At 56.2% G+C, this 16,915-nt stretch carries 16 protein-coding genes and 1 tRNA gene; 14 read left to right on the plus strand and 3 right to left on the minus strand.

Annotated features, from left to right (window positions below):
- Nucleotides 1–33: 33 nt before the first annotated feature.
- The 9 genes from E5161_RS18400 (at nucleotide 34) to E5161_RS18440 (ending at nucleotide 9,297) form a co-directional block, all read left to right on the plus strand.
- The gene (locus E5161_RS18400; RefSeq protein ID WP_136779352.1) at nucleotides 34–987 is read left to right on the plus strand and encodes a ribose-phosphate diphosphokinase; all 954 of its coding nucleotides are present in this window, start codon (nucleotides 34–36) and stop codon (nucleotides 985–987) included.
- A 249-nt stretch (nucleotides 988–1,236) separates the two neighbouring features.
- A complete protein-coding gene (locus E5161_RS18405) occupies nucleotides 1,237–2,982 on the plus strand; it encodes a tetratricopeptide repeat protein (RefSeq protein WP_136779353.1) in 1,746 nt (581 codons plus the stop codon).
- A gap of 29 nt (nucleotides 2,983–3,011) precedes the next feature.
- On the plus strand, nucleotides 3,012–3,965 hold the full coding sequence (trxB, locus tag E5161_RS18410) for a thioredoxin-disulfide reductase (protein WP_136779354.1): 954 nt from the start codon (nucleotides 3,012–3,014) through the stop codon (nucleotides 3,963–3,965).
- Nucleotides 3,966–4,139: 174 nt separating this feature from the next.
- Nucleotides 4,140–5,090, plus strand: coding sequence for an ROK family glucokinase (locus E5161_RS18415; protein ID WP_136779355.1), 951 nt, complete (start codon nucleotides 4,140–4,142; stop codon nucleotides 5,088–5,090).
- Nucleotides 5,091–5,178: 88 nt separating this feature from the next.
- On the plus strand, nucleotides 5,179–6,066 hold the full coding sequence (rapZ, locus tag E5161_RS18420; RefSeq protein WP_136779356.1) for an RNase adapter RapZ: 888 nt from the start codon (nucleotides 5,179–5,181) through the stop codon (nucleotides 6,064–6,066).
- A gap of 17 nt (nucleotides 6,067–6,083) precedes the next feature.
- Entirely contained in the window at nucleotides 6,084–7,067 is a 984-nt protein-coding gene (locus E5161_RS18425) for a gluconeogenesis factor YvcK family protein (RefSeq protein WP_136779357.1), read from the plus strand.
- A gap of 5 nt (nucleotides 7,068–7,072) precedes the next feature.
- A complete protein-coding gene (gene whiA / locus E5161_RS18430) occupies nucleotides 7,073–8,008 on the plus strand; it encodes a DNA-binding protein WhiA (RefSeq protein WP_136779358.1) in 936 nt (311 codons plus the stop codon).
- Between the two features lie 103 nt (nucleotides 8,009–8,111).
- Nucleotides 8,112–8,381, plus strand: coding sequence for an HPr family phosphocarrier protein (locus E5161_RS18435; protein ID WP_136779359.1), 270 nt, complete (start codon nucleotides 8,112–8,114; stop codon nucleotides 8,379–8,381).
- Nucleotides 8,382–8,523: 142 nt separating this feature from the next.
- A complete protein-coding gene (locus E5161_RS18440; protein ID WP_169306758.1) occupies nucleotides 8,524–9,297 on the plus strand; it encodes an SIMPL domain-containing protein in 774 nt (257 codons plus the stop codon).
- Nucleotides 9,298–9,350: 53 nt separating this feature from the next.
- Here E5161_RS18440 and sda read toward each other — a convergent pair whose 3' ends face one another.
- The 3 genes from sda to E5161_RS18455 all read right to left on the minus strand — a co-directional run bounded on the left by sda (nucleotide 9,351) and on the right by E5161_RS18455 (nucleotide 10,647).
- The gene (gene sda, locus E5161_RS21445; protein WP_281279890.1) at nucleotides 9,351–9,611 is read right to left on the minus strand and encodes a sporulation histidine kinase inhibitor Sda; all 261 of its coding nucleotides are present in this window, start codon (nucleotides 9,609–9,611) and stop codon (nucleotides 9,351–9,353) included.
- Nucleotides 9,612–9,817: 206 nt separating this feature from the next.
- Entirely contained in the window at nucleotides 9,818–10,399 is a 582-nt protein-coding gene (gene clpP, locus E5161_RS18450; protein WP_136779361.1) for an ATP-dependent Clp endopeptidase proteolytic subunit ClpP, read from the minus strand.
- A gap of 173 nt (nucleotides 10,400–10,572) precedes the next feature.
- A tRNA-Arg gene (locus E5161_RS18455) sits at nucleotides 10,573–10,647 on the minus strand.
- Nucleotides 10,648–10,882: 235 nt separating this feature from the next.
- Here E5161_RS18455 and E5161_RS18460 point away from each other — a divergent pair.
- The 5 genes from E5161_RS18460 to gpmI all read left to right on the plus strand — a co-directional run bounded on the left by E5161_RS18460 (nucleotide 10,883) and on the right by gpmI (nucleotide 16,899).
- Entirely contained in the window at nucleotides 10,883–11,905 is a 1,023-nt protein-coding gene (locus E5161_RS18460; RefSeq protein ID WP_136779362.1) for a sugar-binding transcriptional regulator, read from the plus strand.
- Nucleotides 11,906–12,006: 101 nt separating this feature from the next.
- A complete protein-coding gene (gene gap / locus E5161_RS18465; protein WP_136779363.1) occupies nucleotides 12,007–13,011 on the plus strand; it encodes a type I glyceraldehyde-3-phosphate dehydrogenase in 1,005 nt (334 codons plus the stop codon).
- Between the two features lie 398 nt (nucleotides 13,012–13,409).
- Nucleotides 13,410–14,591, plus strand: a complete 1,182-nt coding sequence (locus E5161_RS18470; protein WP_136779364.1) for a phosphoglycerate kinase — start codon at nucleotides 13,410–13,412, stop codon at nucleotides 14,589–14,591.
- A 16-nt stretch (nucleotides 14,592–14,607) separates the two neighbouring features.
- Nucleotides 14,608–15,363, plus strand: coding sequence for a triose-phosphate isomerase (gene tpiA, locus E5161_RS18475; RefSeq protein WP_136779365.1), 756 nt, complete (start codon nucleotides 14,608–14,610; stop codon nucleotides 15,361–15,363).
- Nucleotides 15,364–16,899, plus strand: coding sequence for a 2,3-bisphosphoglycerate-independent phosphoglycerate mutase (gpmI, locus tag E5161_RS18480; protein WP_136779366.1), 1,536 nt, complete (start codon nucleotides 15,364–15,366; stop codon nucleotides 16,897–16,899).
- The last annotated feature ends 16 nt before the right edge of the window (nucleotides 16,900–16,915 follow it).

Consider the following 16,915-nt stretch of genomic DNA (forward strand, 5'->3'; position numbering starts at 1 on the left):
TTTGGCGAATAGACCGATATTTTGGAGGGGCTCATGTACAGCAGCAGCAAACTTCGCGTTTTTTCGGGATCTTCCAACGAACCGTTGGCGAAGAAGATCGCCGAAAATCTCGGTTCGCCGCTCGGGAAGATCAAGCTTTCCCGGTTCAAGAGCGGTGAAGTGTATGTCCATTACGAGGAAACGATCCGCAACTGCGACGTGTTCCTCATCCAGTCCTTTTCTCATCCGATCAACGATTGCTTCGTCGAGCTGCTGGTCATGATCGACGCCGCGAAACGGGCGTCCGCCCGTACGATCAACGTCGTGCTTCCTTATTACGGCTATGCGCGCCAGGAACGTAAAGCGGCTCCGCGCGAGCCGATTTCCGCCAAAATGGTCGCCGACGTGCTGACGACGGTTGGAGCGAACCGGATCATTACGATCGATTTGCACGCAGCAGCCATTCAAGGATTTTTCAATATTCCGGTCGATCATCTGACTGCGCTCGACTTGATCAGCGATCATCTGAAATCCAAGAACATTCTGAATCCGGTTGTGGTGTCTCCGGACGCCGGGCGTGCTTCCACCGCGGAGAAGCTGGCGAATCAGCTGAACGCTCCTTTCGCGATCATGATCAAGAAGCGGCCGGCTCACAATATCTCCGTCATCACCCATGTGATCGGGGATGTTGAAGGTTTCACGCCGATTATTATCGAAGATATGATCGATACCGGTTCTACCATTGTCAACGTGGTGGAAGGACTGAAAGAACGCGGCGCCCATGACGCGTATGTGTGTGCTACGCATCCCCTGTTCTCGGGGAACGCGCTGGAGAAGCTGGACCACCCGAACATCCGCGAGATCGTCGTCACCGACTCCATTCTGCTGCCGGACGAGCATCCGACGAAGTTTCAGGTGATCACCGTCGCCCCGATGTTGTCGGAAGCGATCCGCATCATCATAGAAGGCGGTTCGATCAGCACCCTTTTCAAGGACAAAGGCATCTAAAATCCACATCCAACGCATGCCCACGAGGAAACGCCGCATCCGGCTCCAACTCGTGGGTTTTTCATTTTTCGACAAAGCCCTTGTTAATAATTAACCTTATATTATAATAATTATAAACTGTACGACGCTCCCCGGCCGCGTTTTTGTTTTAAGGATGGCGATTGCTGTGGTATAATCTTGGATGATGAAGAGGGGATTAACGGAGGCATATTACGTGAAAATTCAAACAACCGGGGAGGTGCCTTGGCGATGAATCAGCGGAAACGCGCGGCCAAAAATAAAAACCGGCGTCCGAAGGTGATTCCGATGCGTCTGGACGCGACGTTTTTCTTCGAACGCGCCGTGCAGTCGCTGGATCGGTTTCATTACGACAAGGCATTGAAATATTTCCGCCGGGCTGTCGAATACGAACCGGAAAATCCGGTGAATCATTGCAACATGGCGGGTATTTTGTCGGAGATGGGGCGTTACGAGGAATCGAACGTCATTCTTCGATCGGTATTGGATCAGATCGATCCGGCAATGACCGAATGCTATTATTATTTGGCGAACAACTACGCGAATATGGAGTTGTACGAGGCCGCAGAGGAAGCGCTCGTCCGCTATTTGGAGAACGATCCCGACGGACAGTTTCTGGACGAGGCCGACGAGCTGCTCGATCTGTTGAACTACGAATTGAACCGCCCGGCGAAGATCAACACGATCAAATCCCGCGAGAACCTGTTCGCCCACGACAAGGCACGGGAGCTGCTGGAAGCGGGACGATTTGCCGAAGCCGTCCGTATATTGGAAGAAATTATTGTGCGGCAGCCGGACTTTCTTGCCGCCCGGAACAATCTGGGTTTGGCATACTACTATATGGGGATGTTCGAGAAATCCGTCCATACGATCGGCGAGGTGCTGGAGTCCGAACCGGGCAATCTGCACGCCTTGTGCAATCTCGCGATCTTCTACCAGCATGCCAACCGGGAAGACGAGCTGCAGGCCTTGATCGAGAAGCTCCGCAAAACGGTGCCTTTCCATCCGGAGCATGTGTTCAAGCTCGCGACGACGCTGGGTATCGTCGGGGATCATCGCGAAGCTTACCGGCATTTCCGCCGTCTGCTGAAGACCGGCGAGCTATCGAGCGAACCGAGTCTGCACCATTTTGCCGCGGTCGCGTCGGTCAATCTCGGCCGATACGAGGAGGCGGGCCGCCACTGGCGCCAAGCCTCGAAGCTGGACCCGGATTCGGAGGTCCCTCCGTTTTATTTGCGGAAGCTGGACAACATCCGTACCGGGAACGAAAATCCCCCGGTTCATTATCATTACCATCTGCCGTTCGAAGAGCAATTCCGCCGCTGGGAGTCGAGCCCCGGGCTCGTGTCGGAGGCGCTGAAGCGCGATCCGCTGATCCGCTCTTCGTTTTTCTGGGCGCTGCGCCACGGAGACCGCCGCACGAAGGTGCAGGTCATACAAGCGCTGGGCCTGGTCGCGGACGACGAGGTGATCGAGGCGCTCAAAGCGTTCTTGATCGACTCGGAGGAAGAGGATGAACTGAAGCGCGTCGCCGTGCTCGTTCTGCGCTCGATCGGCGTCCAGGATTCGCTGAATGTGACATTCGGCGGGCGGACCTTAACGCTCGAGGCGCGCCGCAAGTCGGCTCGGCTTCCGGTGTGGGACAGCGCCTGGCAGGCGGTTCTGGAGCAAGCCCTGGACAATATGTCCGGCCGTTATGACGTGGTGCAGCAGCACGACATGATGACGCTGTGGGTCGATTATTTGTCCCGCGTCTATCCGGAAGTGCCGAAGCTCCACAAGGCGTCGGGATGGGCGGCGGCTCTCGAATATTGGACGGCGAAGATGCACCGTAGAACAGTGACATACGCCGATCTGGTCAACCGTTACGGCGCATCCCAGGCGAGCATCAGCCGCTATGCGAACCGGATCGACGAAGCCTGCGGGATCCGCGAGAAATTGGATTTGACGACTCCTGTTTTCCAGGAGCAAAAATAAGCCACAACATCGAGACGGAGGAACATAAGATGTACAAATCGATCGTAATCGGAACGGGACCTGCCGGATTGACGGCAGCGATATATTTGGCGCGCGCGAACCTGAATCCCCTCGTCATCGAAGGCCCCGAACCGGGCGGCCAATTGACGACCACGACGGAAGTCGAGAACTTCCCCGGCTTCCCGGAAGGCATTATGGGGCCGGAGCTGATGGCGAACATGCGCAAGCAGGCGGAGCGCTTCGGTGCGGAATTCCGCACCGGCTGGATCAACTCCGTCGAAACGTCGAAACGGCCGTTCACGCTCTCCCTTGAAGGCGGGGAGACGCTGCAGGCCGAGACGCTGATCATCTCCACCGGAGCATCCGCCAGGTACTTGGGCATCCCCGGCGAACGCGACAACGTCGGACGGGGCGTCAGCACCTGCGCAACCTGCGACGGGTTCTTCTTCCGGGGCAAGAAGATCATTGTGGTCGGCGGCGGCGACTCCGCCATGGAAGAGGCGAACTTCCTGACGCGTTTCGCGTCCGAAGTCGAGCTGGTTCATCGCCGCGATGAACTGCGCGCTTCGAAGATCATGCAGGACCGTGCGCGCGAAAATCCGAAAATCAAATGGAGCCTCAATCGCACGCCGTTAGAAGTCGTGGCAACGGGCATGGGGGTTACCGGCCTGAAAGTGCGCAACAACGAGACCGGCGAAGAAGAAGTCATCGAGACGCAAGGCCTGTTCGTGGCCATCGGCCATACGCCGAACACGAAGTTCCTGGGCGGTCAGATCGACACCGACGAGCTCGGCTACATCAAGGTGAAGCCGGGAACGACCGAGACGAACATTCCGGGCGTATTCGCCTGCGGCGACGTGCAGGATCACAAGTACCGTCAAGCCATCACGGCGGCCGGAAGCGGCTGTATGGCGGCGCTCGACTGCGAGAAGTTCCTTGAAGGAAACATGGTGCATGACTGGAGCGAAACGCTGAACGTGTAACTCTTAATATAAGCGCATAACACATCGAGAAACCGGAGGCAGCTCCGGTTTCTCTTCATGCTCGGAGAGCCTCACGAGGGCCGCTTATTCTTGACCGCGCGGGACCGTTGGCTTATAGTGAGTACAGTAACCTTAACCGGTTAGGAAGGATTTCAACACAAGAGGTGCCAGGAAATGTCGGAAAAAATTTACGTCGGTGCGGATATCGGCGGGACTGCGATCAAGGTGGGCATTTGCAACGAGAACGGAGATCTTCTTCATACCTTTGAAGGCCCGACGGAGACCGAACAGGGGACGGACCGCATCCTGAGCAACATCGCCGGCTACGCCCGGCATATCGTGTCCGAATCGCCGTACAGCTGGGAACAAGTCGCCGGACTCGGCGTGGGCATTGCGGGATTCATCGACATTCCCAAAGGCTTCATGAAATTTTCGCCTAATTTGCCGTTGACCAATGTGCCTTTGAAGGACTATTTGGAGGCGGCGTTAAATAAGAAAGTCCGCATCAACAACGACGCGAACGTAGCCGCGCTGGGCGAGGCTTGGGGCGGTGCGGGCCGCGGAGTCGGCAGCTGTGTCGTCTACACGTTGGGTACGGGAGTCGGCGGCGGAATCGTCGTGGACGGCCGTTTGATCGAAGGCTTTACGGGCATGGGCGGCGAGCTCGGCCACATCTCGATCGTGCCCGATCTGGAAGCGATCCAATGCGGATGCGGCAAAATGGGCTGCCTGGAGACGGTCTCTTCGGCTACGGGCATTATCCGGATGGCAAAGGACGCCGTGGAGCGCGGGGACCGCACCTCCTTGACGGCCATCGAAAAGCTGACCGCCAAGGACGTGTTCGACGCCGCCAAGAGCGGTGACGAAGCGGCCCAACGGATTGTGAGCCGCGCCGCGTTCTATCTCGGCAAGTCGTTGGCGGCCGTGTCCGTCATCATCAACCCGCAGCGCTTCATTCTCGGCGGGGGCGTCAGCGCGGCAGGCGAGTTCTTGTTCGCGCAGGTGCGCGAAGTATTCCGCAAATATGCACAGGATCGGGCGCAGGAAGGTGTCGATATCGTGGCTGCCGAGCTCGGCAACAACGCGGGCGTCGTCGGTGCCGCCGGATTGCTGCTTCACGCTTAAGGTCTCAGATTACGGCGCCTGTCCCGATGCGGTAACCGCGTCGGCCAGGCGCTCTCTCGTTCACGAATCCGGGGAGGAGGATATCAAGATGGACAGAGACAATCTTCCGTCACAACCGAGTTTGGTCATCATCACCGGCATGTCGGGCGCGGGCAAAACGATTGCCGTGCAGAGTATGGAGGATCTCGGTTATTTTTGTGTGGATAATTTGCCTCCGGTTCTCATTCCGAAATTCGCCGAGCTGATCGAACAGTCTCAAGGGAGAATCGCCAAAGTCGCGCTCGTGATCGATTTGCGGGGGCGGGAATTTTTTACGGCTTTGTCGGAGTCGCTCGGTTTCGTCCGCGAGCACTACACGATTCACTACGAGATATTGTTCCTCGACGCCACGGATTCCGTGCTGGTGCAGCGGTATAAGGAAAGCCGCAGGCGCCATCCGCTCGCACCGGAAGGGCTGCCGCTCGACGGGATCCATATGGAGCGAAAGCTGCTCGAAGACTTGAAGGGCTGGGCCACGCAAGTCATCGACACCAGCAGCCTGAAGCCCGCACAGCTGAAGGAACAGATCGTCTCCCGGTTCGCGAACACGGATCGCAAGTCAATCTCGATCAATGTGACGTCATTCGGCTTTAAATATGGCGTTCCCATCGATGCCGACCTCATTTTCGACGTACGGTTTTTACCGAATCCGCATTATGTGGACATCCTGCGTCCGAAAACCGGTCAAGATGCGGAAGTCTACGATTATGTCATGAAATGGTCCGAGACGCAGGTGTTTTTATCCAAACTGCTCGACATGCTGGAATACTTGATTCCGTTATACCAGAAGGAAGGCAAAAGCCAAGTCGTGATCGGGATCGGCTGTACGGGCGGCAAACACCGTTCAGTGGCGATTGCGGAATATTTGGGAAGGAAGCTTGCAGCGGGCGAGATGGAGACGGTGAGGGTTCAGCATCGTGATTCCACCCGCGAGTAGCAAGGGCAGGTGAAGGAATGAAGTCGAATACACATGACGCCCGTCAGCCTCGGATTGTCGTGATCGGAGGCGGAACGGGTTTATCCGTTATGCTCCGGGGGCTGAAGGAGAAGCCGCTGGATATTACGGCCATCGTCACGGTGGCGGATGACGGCGGCAGTTCCGGCATACTGCGGGAAGAGCTGCAAATCCCGCCTCCCGGCGATATTCGAAGCGTATTGACGGCGCTTGCCGATACCGAGCCGTTGTTGGAAATGCTGCTCAGGTACCGTTTCCACACCGGAACGGGCTTAGCCGGCCACAGTTTGGGCAACCTGATTTTGGCGGCGATGACGGATATTACGGGCGATTTCGTGACCGGGATCACGGAACTGAGCCGCGTATTGGCCGTGCGGGGCCGTGTGCTGCCCGCCGCCCATCAGGCGTTCGTGCTGAAAGCGGAGATGACCGACGGCTCCATCGTGGAAGGCGAATCTTCCATTACGAAGGCGGGCAAGTCGATTCACCGGGTGTACGTCGAAGAGCCGGTCGAAGCGCTCCCGGAAGCTGTAGAAGCCATACGTGAAGCGGATGCGATTCTCATCGGACCCGGAAGCTTATATACCAGCATCATGCCGAATCTGGTCGTACCGCAGCTCGCCGAAGCGATTGTGGAGTCGGAAGCGGTGAAATTGTTCGTCTGCAACGTGATGACCCAGCCGGGCGAAACCGACAATTATAAGGTCAGCCATCATTTGGACGCTATTCATGCGCATATCGGCCATCATTTATTTCATTATGTCATTGTCAACAATAGTGAAATCCCGATCGAGGTACAGAATTTATACGCCGAGAAAGGCGCAAAAGCGGTACAGCTGGATTTGGAGGAAGTGGCCCGGCACGGGTGTCAGGTCATTGCCGACAGACTCGTGCTGTTTCAAACTTATTTACGCCATGATGCAGCCAGACTGAGCGATCATATATACCGGCTTGTGGAAGATTGGATGGCGAGAAAGGAGTAGGAGCAATGTCTTTTGCGGCCCAAACGAAAAAAGAATTGACGATGGTGGAAGGCGAAACTTGCTGTGAGCGGGCGGAGCTGGCCGCGCTGATCCGGATGAACGGAACCGTGGCGCTCACGAGCAAGCGGATTGTGCTGGACATCGCGACCGAGAACGCCGCCATCGCACGCCGGATGTACACGCTCCTCAAGCGTTATTTTGACGTCGTCACGGAACTGTTGGTACGTAAAAAAATGCGTCTGAAAAAAAATAACGTGTACGTGGTGCGGGTTCCGGCCGGAGTGGAATCGCTGCTGAAAGAGCTGGCGATTACGACCGGGGGATTCCAGTTCCATCCGAGCATCGACAAGAACCTGATCAAGAAGCCGTGCTGCAAACGGGCGTATTTGCGCGGCGCATTTCTGGCGGGCGGCTCGGTCAACAATCCGGAAGGCTCCTCCTATCATCTTGAAATCGCGTCTATGTATGAAGAGCACTGCCGGGCGCTCGTGGAACTCGCCAACAAATTTCATTTGAATGCCCGGTTTATCGAACGCAAAAAAGGCTTCATCCTCTATATCAAGGAAGGCGAAAAAATTATCGAGTTTCTGAACATCATCGGCGCGCACCAAGCACTGTTCAAGTTCGAGGACGTGCGGATCATGCGTGACATGAGAAACTCGGTGAACCGCATCGTCAATTGCGAGACCGCCAACCTGAACAAGACGATCGGAGCGGCCGTCCGTCAGATCGACAACATCAAGCTGCTGCAGAAGGAAGTCGGTCTGGAAAATTTGCCGGAGAAGCTGCGCGAGGTGGCGGAGATCCGGCTTCAGCATCCCGATATGAACCTGAAGGAAGTCGGGGACCTGCTGAAGGGCCAAGTGAGCAAGTCCGGCGTGAACCACCGGCTGCGCAAGCTTGACGAATGGGCGGAAAAAATACGGAACGGCGGCGCATGAGCTTCTAGCGTTTCCCTTCCAAACAATGTTATAATAATCAACGAAACCGAGTACGGCATGGCCCCGGTCTATGGGGCGATCAATTTTAGGGGGTATCCGGTCCATGACGAGACAGCCGGTGGTTGTACGGCTCAAAACGGGGCTTCACGCCAGACCGGCGGCGCTTTTCGTGCAGGAAGCCAATAAATTCTCCTCCGACGTTTTCGTGGAGAAGGACGAGAAGAAAGTGAACGCCAAGAGCATCATGGGGATTATGAGCCTCGCGATCAGCTCCGGCACGGAAGTGGCCATCAGCGCGGAAGGCTCCGACGCAGAGCAGGCTGTAAACGCTTTAGTGCAGCTGGTCAGCAAAGAAGAGCTCGAGAACCAGTAACAATGAATCTTTTTAACGAACTTTCGCTCAAAGCTCCCGCGCAGGGAGCTTTTTGCATGTCATGAAGTCTATGAGCTTGCTTGAAACCTTTTTCGGGTATCCTGCGTCCATAGGGTCAAACGACCAAGGAGGCAAGCGGCGAATGAAGCAAAAAAGCTGGCAAACGGCGGTACTGGTAATGGCGGTGGCGGCAGTTGGGTGGTTCGGATTCGGAAGAGGAGAGGGAGATTTGGCCGGAGCAGAACCTCTCGATACGGCGGCTATGGCGGCAGTGTCGGCATTGAACACCATTACGGTAGGAGCGAACGGCAGCGTGATGGTGGACCCGGATATCGCCTATCTGAATGTAGCGGTGGAAACGCGCGGATCCACGGCAGCTGCTGCGCAGCAATCCAATGCGGATAAATTCGCCGCAGTGGAGAAGACGCTGTACGAGAAGTTTGCGATAGACAAGAAGGATGTGCAGACAACCGGGTTCTTCGTGCAGCCGGAGTACAATTACACGGAGAAAGAGGGCCGCAAGCTTGTCGGTTACACCGCTGTGCATTCCGTCCAGGTGAAATATCGGAAGCTGGGCGAAATCGGCAAGCTGCTGGACGCGTTGTCCGCGGCCGGCGCCAACCGGATGGACGGCGTCCAGTTCGGAACGGAGAAGTCCGACGAGTATGAACGGCAAGCACTGCAGAAGGCGATGGCGAACGCGGAAGCGAAAGCGAACGTGCTCGCGGCTTCGGCGAAGCGGGAAGTGAAGAAGGTCGTGAACATTGTGCAGGGTGCTGCATCCACGCCCCCGATCTTGCTGCAGTCCAATGCGAAAATGATGGCAGATTCGGCGGCAAGCATGCCGGCCTCTTCCGTACAAGTCGGGCAGATTGAAGTGACGACGAGCGTTACCGTCCAATATGAAATGAGATAAAAATGAGGGGTGTCCCGTGGGACACCCCTTCGTTATATGCCTGTGTCACGCGATTACGCTTTCTGCCGATGCTGCAGCTGTCGGATCGCGATCGCCTCTTCGAGCAGTTCTATAAATTCGCTGGACAGGTTCATTTGCTTCGCTTCGCGGTAAACTTCGAGCAGATGCTCGTCCTTCAGCGGACGAAGCAAGGATGCTTTATCGCTTAAGCTGCGCCCCGCCACCCATTCGCCCGGTTCGTCTTCCGCTCGCGAAGAAGGCTCGGTAAATTCCGGCTTCTGTTTCACCAGATAAGGATAGGTCCGTTGCATCATTATCGGGTCCCCCTTTTGCAAAATTCCGAAGTACGGACGAAACTGGAGGTATATGGAACAACCTCTCCAAAAGAATATCATGAATCGGGTGGACGGCAGGAGGGGGGATTCAGTCGTTTGAATTTTTATTGACAGAAGGTAATGGTTATGATATGAAAACAACCCTTTCCGAGATCGGAAAGGGTTGTCGTTTGTTGAGGCTGCGGTTAAATTTTCTCGATGACCTTGTCGATCAGGCCATATTCTTGCGCTTCTGAAGCTTCCATGAAATAGTCGCGGTCCGTATCTTTCTCAATGCGCTCAAGCGGCTGTCCCGTACGGTCGGCTAGAATGTGGTTGAGCTTATCGCGCAGCTTCAGGATGCGCCGGGCGCGGATTTCAATGTCGCTTGCCTGCCCTTCGGCTCCGCCGAGCGGCTGGTGGATCATGACTTCGCTATTGGGCAGCGCAAAGCGCTTGCCTTTGGCTCCCGCCGCAAGAAGGAAAGCGCCCATGGAGGCAGCCATGCCGACGCAGATCGTGGATACGTCCGGTTTAATGAACTGCATCGTATCGTAAATCGCCATGCCTGAAGTGATGGAACCGCCGGGACTGTTGATGTAAAGGCTGATGTCCTTTTCCGGATCCTCGGCTGCGAGGAAAAGCATCTGCGCGATGATGGAGTTGGCGACCACGTCGTTCACGGGGGTACCCAGGAAGATGATGCGGTCTTTGAGAAGACGGGAATAAATGTCGTATGCCCGTTCCCCTCGATTGCTCTGTTCGACGACCATAGGCACGAAGCTCATGGGGTAACGTCCCTCCTTAACGATGAATTAGTTTCGGTTTTTCCATCATATCCAATTCAGGAACGAAAGTCAAAGAAAGTCAAACGTCATTTTCGGAGTGCCTGGCCGGCGCTGGATCGGAAAACGAAAAAACCGCCCGTATGGAACGGACGGTTGTGCTGTATTCTATAATTTGGCGCGCCCGAAGGGAATCGAACCCCTATCTCAGGCTCCGGAGGCCTGCGTCATATCCTTTGGACCACGGGCGCATATGAAAACTGACAGCAAAAATTATTATAGGCGAACGCACGGCAAAAAGCAAGCTTAATCGACCTGGTAAATTCCGCACATAATCGGACAACAATGAACTTGCAACGGTTCGTTTTCTTCGATAAAATATGTGTGGGACCTAAAAAGAAGTAGCGGGACGTTTTGCGTCCAGCATGCATCGCCCGCATTCATCCCGGAACCATCCATCCGAAGGAAGGAGGACACACGGTAAGAATGCGGAGTCTATTGGAAATTCAGAATCAAATCGTGCCTGACTTGATACAGGTCATGCAGAAGCGCTACGACATTTTGCGTCGCATTTTCGTCTCCGGAACAATTGGCAGAAGAGCTCTTGCGGCAAGCGTGGATCTGACGGAACGGGTTCTCCGGTCAGAGCTTGAAGTCCTCCGGGCGCAAGGGCTGCTCGACACCGGCACGGCCGGGATGACGCTGAGCGAAGCCGGCAGACTGCTCGTCGAAGAGATGGAGCCGATCGTGAAGGAATTGTTCGGCTTATCCGACCTGGAGGAGAAGGTTCGCCAGGCGTTCGGGCTTCAGCGGGTCGTCATCGTTCCGGGCGATTCCGATCAATCCGCGCATGTTCGGCAGGAACTCGGGCGCGTCGGCGCACGGGTACTGCGGGAGAGCTTGTCACCCGGCGACGTGGTCGCCGTGATGGGCGGCTCCACGATGTTCCGGATGGCCTCCCAATTCTCCATGCCCGCGACGCTGAAGGACAATTGGTTCGTTCCCGCCCGCGGAGGGCTGGGGGAGAGCGTCGACTATCAGGCCAACACCATCGCATCCGAGCTGGCCAAGCGGGCCGGCGCCCGTTACCGGATGCTCCATGTACCCGATCATCTGAGCGAAGAAGCTTATCAGACGATGATGCAGGAGCCCAGCGTGCGGGAAGTTGTCGACATGATCCGCAGCGCGCGGATCGTCGTTCACGGCATCGGCGATGCGATGACGATGGCACGGCGGCGGAAGCTGGATCCGGAGACGATGGAAGAGATGCGTGCGGACGGAGCCTTGGCGGAAGCGTTCGGTTACTACTTCGATCGCGACGGCAAGGTGGTTCACCGGATGGCGACGGCCGGACTGCGACTCGAGGATATCGAGGCAGCCGGAGTTGTGATCGGCATCGCGGGCGGCCGCAGCAAGGGGGAAGCGATCGCTTCCGTGCTCCGGTTCGGACACGACGATGTGCTCGTGACGGATGAAGCTGCGGCGGAAGAAGCGCTCCGCCATTTGTGATACGCGGCTTTCCCGGAAGTTTAATGTAAATTGTGTGGTCTTGGCGCCAAGCGCGCCTGTCATAGATCAAATAATCCAAACGTTCTAAGGAGGATTCTCTCATGGTGAAAGTAGGCATTAACGGATTTGGCCGGATCGGCCGCAACGTATTTCGCGCATCGCTGAAGAACCCGAATGTAGAAATCGTCGCCATCAACGACTTGACCGACGTTTCCACGCTGGCCCATTTGCTGAAGTATGACACGACTCACGGTCGTCTGGACGGAACCGTTGAAGTGGGCGAAGGTTCCCTGATCGTCAACGGCAAAACGATCAAAGTGTTCGCGGAACGCGACCCGGGCAACCTTCCTTGGTCTTCCGTCGGCGCCGAAATCGTCGTGGAATCCACCGGTATTTTTACGGCTAAAGAAAAAGCTTCCCTTCACCTGAAAGGCGGCGCGAAGAAAGTCATCATCTCCGCACCGGCTACCGACGAAGACATCACGATCGTGCTCGGCGTTAACCATGACAAGTATGATCCGGCCCAGCACACGATCATCTCCAATGCTTCTTGTACGACCAACTGCTTGGCGCCTTTCGCGAAAGTGCTCAACGATCAATTCGGCATCGTAAAAGGCATGATGACGACGATCCACTCCTACACGAACGACCAGCAAGTGCTGGATTTGCCGCATAAAGACCTGCGCCGCGCACGCGCTGCAGCGGAGAACATCATTCCTTCCACGACGGGCGCTGCGAAAGCCGTATCCCTCGTGCTGCCGGAATTGAAAGGCAAGCTGAACGGCATGTCGTTCCGCGTACCGACTCCGAACGTGTCTGTCACGGATCTTGTGGCTGAACTGAAAGTGAGCGTAACGGTTGACGAAGTCAACAAAGCGCTGAAAGCCGCAGCTGAAGGTCCTCTGAAAGGGATCCTCGCCTACTCCGACGAGCCGCTCGTGTCGAGCGACTACAACGGCGACCCGGCTTCCTCCACGATCGACGCCCTTTCCACGATGGTTGTGGAAGGCAACATGGTGAAAGTCGTTTCCTGGTACGACAACGAGTGGGGCTATTCCAACCGCGTTGTAGACTTGGCTGCTTATCTCGCGAGCAAGGGACTCTGATTCTCTAACCAGTTAGAGACTTCCCACCCCCTAAATCCCCCTCCCCGGAGGGGGACTCCGAGGGCGCTGCCCTCTGGACACCCGGATTACAGCTGTAAATTTATCGCAACCCCCTAAGTCCCCCTTCCCGAAGGGGGATTCCGAGGGCGCTGCCCTCTGGACACCCGGATTACAGCTGTAGCGATATAGAGATACTGAGTGGATAGAGAAACTTGATCCGTGAATAATGCAATTTACTTTTGAAGCAACTGATGTCCCGGAATTGCGCTGCAACTCCGGGACACGCTTTACCATTTTGCGGTTAAGTTACTTAAGTGCCGAAATACACTTGCTTCACGATACATACCGCATCTGAACTAAGTGTACTTTGACACTTCGATAAAGGGGAGGTTTGGTCCATGAACAAGAAAAGTGTCCGCGACGTCGAGGTGGCCGGCAAAAAAGTGTTCGTCCGCGTCGATTTCAACGTGCCGCTCGAGAACGGCGCGATCACCGACGACACCCGCATCCGGGAAACGCTGCCCACGATCCGCTACCTGATGGAAAAAGGCGCGAAAATCATTCTCGCCAGTCATCTCGGCCGGCCGAAAGGCGAAGTAGTGGAAGAGCTGCGTCTCACGCCCGTGGCCAAGCGCCTGTCCGAGTTGCTCGGCAAGCCGGTCGGCAAGGCTGACGAAGCCGTTGGTGACGCCGTGAAGGCCAAAGTTGCGGCTTTGAACGATGGTGACGTGCTGCTGCTCGAGAACGTCCGGTTCTACCCGGGTGAAGAGAAGAACGATCCGGAACTGGCGAAAGCATTCGCCGAGCTGGCTGATCTGTACGTCAACGACGCGTTCGGCGCGGCTCACCGTGCCCATGCCTCCACGGAAGGCATCGCGCACCACCTCCCTGCCGTATCCGGCCTTTTGATGGAGAAAGAACTGGATGTGCTCGGCAAAGCGCTGAACAACCCCGAGCGTCCTTTCACCGCCATCGTCGGCGGCTCCAAAGTGAAGGACAAAATCGACGTCATCAACAAGATGATCGAAATTGCGGACAACATCATCATCGGCGGCGGCCTTTCCTATACGTTCTTCAAGGCGCAAGGATACGAGATCGGCCAATCGCTGTGCGACGACTCCAAGCTCGAGCTGACGAAGGAGTTTGTGGAGAAGGCCAAGAAGTTGGGTAAAAACTTCTACCTGCCGGTAGATATTCTGGTTTCCGATGATTTCAGCGCGACGGCCAACACGAAAGTCGTTCCCGTGGACGGCATTCCCGCGGATTGGGAAGGCATCGACATCGGGCCGAAGACGCGCGAAATTTTTGCGGAAGTCATTAAAAATTCCAAACTGGTCGTATGGAACGGCCCGATGGGCGTATTCGAGATCGAGCCGTTCTCCCACGGCACACGGGCGGTTGCCCAGGCTTGCGCGGAAACGTCCGGCTACACGGTCATCGGCGGCGGCGATTCCGCTGCTGCGGCTGAGAAGTTCCACTTGGCCGACAAGATGGACCACATTTCCACCGGCGGCGGCGCATCTCTCGAGTTCATGGAAGGCAAAGCCCTTCCCGGCGTTGTAGCCTTAAACGACAAGTAAAGCGAGTGGTGAGACGATGAACAGAACCCCGATCATTGCGGGCAACTGGAAAATGTTCAAAACGGCGAAAGAAGCGGCGGCATTCGTAGGCGAAGTGAAGGGCAAGGCGGAAGTCGAGGGCGTGCAAAGCGTGATCTGCGCTCCATTCACGGCACTTCCTGCTCTCGTCGAAGCCGTGAAAGGCACCACGCTGAAGGTAGGCGCGCAAAATCTTCATTTTGAGGACAATGGGGCTTACACAGGCGAGATCAGCGGCGTCATGCTGAACGACCTGGGCGTCGACTTCGTCATCATCGGGCACTCCGAGCGGAGGGCTTACTTCGCGGAAACGGACGAGACGGTCAGCAAAAAAGTTCATGCCGCGTTCCGCCATCACCTGATTCCGATCGTATGCGTAGGTGAGAAGCTCGAAGAGCGTGAAGCCGGCCAAACGAAAGAAGTGTGCCGTGTGCAGACGGAAGCTGCTTTCGATGGACTGGCGGCGACTGAAGCGGCGCAAGTCGTTGTGGCTTACGAGCCGATCTGGGCGATCGGAACGGGCAAATCCTCGACGGCTGAAGATGCCAACGAAGTCATCGGCTACATCCGCAGCGTCATCCGCGATATGTTCGACGATAATACGGCGCAGCAAGTCCGCATTCAATACGGCGGCAGCGTGAAACCGGCCAACATCCGCGAATATATGTCGCAGCCGGAAATCGACGGCGCACTTGTCGGCGGTGCGAGCCTGGAGCCGGCTTCCTACATCGCGCTGGTTGAGGGGGCCAAGTAAATGGCGACTCCAAAACCGGTCGCGCTGATCATCCTCGATGGATTCGGTCTGCGCGAAGAGAAGCATGGGAATGCGGTGGCCCAGGCGAACAAGCCGAATTTTGACCGTTTTTGGGCAACTTATCCGCATACGCAGCTGACGGCTTGCGGTGAAGCGGTCGGATTGCCGGAAGGACAGATGGGCAACTCCGAAGTCGGCCATTTGAATATCGGCGCCGGCCGGATCGTGTATCAGGATTTGACGCGGATTTCGAAGTCGATTCGCGAAGGCGAATTTTACGACAATGGAACGCTGATTGGCGCGGTGCGCCACGCCAAGACGAACGGCAAAAAGCTTCATCTGTACGGCCTGCTCTCGGACGGCGGCGTGCACAGCCATATCGAGCATTTGTTTGCGCTGCTGGAGCTCGCCAAGAAGGAAGGCTTGTCGGATGTGTTCGTGCATGCGTTCCTGGACGGCCGGGACGTCGCGCCGGATAGTGCCGTAGGCTACTTGGAACGGCTGACAGCCAAAATCAATGAGCTGGGTGTCGGACACATTGCAACGGTTCAAGGCCGCTATTACGCCATGGACCGCGACAAGCGCTGGGAACGTACGGAGAAATCCTACCGCGCGATGGTGTACGGGGAAGGTCCGGCTTACAACGATCCGATCAAAGCCGTGAAGGAATCTTACGAGAAATCGGTCATGGACGAATTCGTCATGCCGACGGTCATCGTGGGAGCGGACAACAAGCCGGTTGGTCTGGTCGAATCCGAGGATGCGGTCATTTTCTTCAACTTCCGTCCGGACCGTGCAATCCAGTTGTCCAACGTGTTCACCAATGAAGATTTTCGCGGATTCGATCGGGGTCCCAAGTTTCCGAAAAATCTTTACTTCGTGTGCTTTACGCTGTTTTCGGAGACGGTCGGGGGCTATGTGGCATACAAGCCGAAGGAACTCGACAACACGCTGGGCGAAGTCCTTGTGCAAAATGGCAAAAAACAGCTTCGCATTGCGGAAACCGAGAAGTATCCGCACGTGACATTCTTCTTCAGCGGCGGACGCGATGTGCAACTGGATGGCGAGACGCGTATTCTCATCAACTCGCCGAAGGTGGCCACCTATGACCTGAAGCCGGAGATGAGCGCCTATGAAGTAGCGGATGCAGCGGTCAAGGAGATTGAGGCGGAACGGCACGACGCGATCATCCTCAATTTCGCGAACGCCGATATGGTGGGTCACTCCGGCATGCTCGAACCCACCATCAAAGCGGTGGAAGCGACCGACGAGTGCTTGGGCAAAGTGGTGGACGCCATACTTGCGAAAGGCGGCCTCGCGGTGATTATCGCCGACCACGGCAACGCCGACATGGTGATTGACGATGCCGGAAGGCCTTTCACCGCACATACCACCGAGCCGGTTCCTTGTATTGTAACGAAGCCTGGCATTACGTTACGCGACGGGGGCGTTTTGGCGGATGTCGCACCAACGATGCTGACCTTGCTGGAACTGCCGCAGCCGAAAGAAATGACAGGTAAAAGTTTGATACAATAGCGTTATGAAGAACGGA

It is taken from the genome of Cohnella pontilimi (genome assembly GCF_005049045.1).
Lineage (GTDB): Bacteria > Bacillota > Bacilli > Paenibacillales > Paenibacillaceae > Cohnella > Cohnella pontilimi.